A 705-nucleotide genomic window follows, 5' to 3' on the forward strand; every position below is an offset into this window, starting at 1 on the left:
TGAAGGTTATCGGTATTGATTATGCGATGCATGGACTGGCAGTATTTTCCGATGGAAGTAAATGCGAATATCCGGATTACTACCGAAGGTCTGAAAAACGGCTGAACAGAGAGCAGCGAAAGCTGTCACGTTGTAAGTGTGGAAGTTCGAATTATCAGAAACAAAAGAAAAAGGTGGCACTCTGCCATGAGAAGGTCAAAAACCAGAGAAGAGACTTTCATCATAAGTTGAGTCGAAAACTGGCAGATGAGTATGATGTGGTTGCCGTCGAGGATCTGAACATGAAGGCAATGAGCAGGAGCCTGAATTTCGGGAAGAGTGTTGCGGATAACGGCTATGGAATGTTGCTGGGCATGCTGGATTATAAGCTGGAAGACCGTGGAGGACAGCTTGTAAAGGTGGACAGGTTCTTTCCATCCAGCAAAAGGTGCAGTAAGTGTGGAAAGGTCAAACAGATCCTGCCATTGTCAGAGAGAGTATATCGTTGTGATTGTGGTTACACGAACGACAGGGACGTGAATGCGGCAATCAATATCAGGGAAGAAGCATTGCGTCTGCTCTCTGCATAAAATATGTCTGTTTCCAGACTGAATTTATGTCCATATCTGGACAAAATATAGTTGTTATGCCCGTTTTCGGGCTAGAAATCGAACCGCCGGGCAGGCGGGGATAGCTTATTGATACTTGCCCCATCAGGGGCATTGA

1 protein-coding gene is annotated in these 705 nt (G+C 45.7%); it reads left to right on the forward strand.

Annotated elements, in window-relative coordinates; genetic code table 11:
• Positions 1-569, forward strand: a 569-nt coding sequence (locus tag ACQRBH_RS17285) for an RNA-guided endonuclease InsQ/TnpB family protein (protein ID WP_427762690.1), incomplete at its 5' end; no start/stop codon positions are given.
• Positions 570-705: the final 136 nt, after the last annotated feature.

Source organism: Bariatricus sp. SGI.161 (genome assembly GCF_050313695.1).
GTDB lineage: Bacteria > Bacillota > Clostridia > Lachnospirales > Lachnospiraceae > JAFBIX01.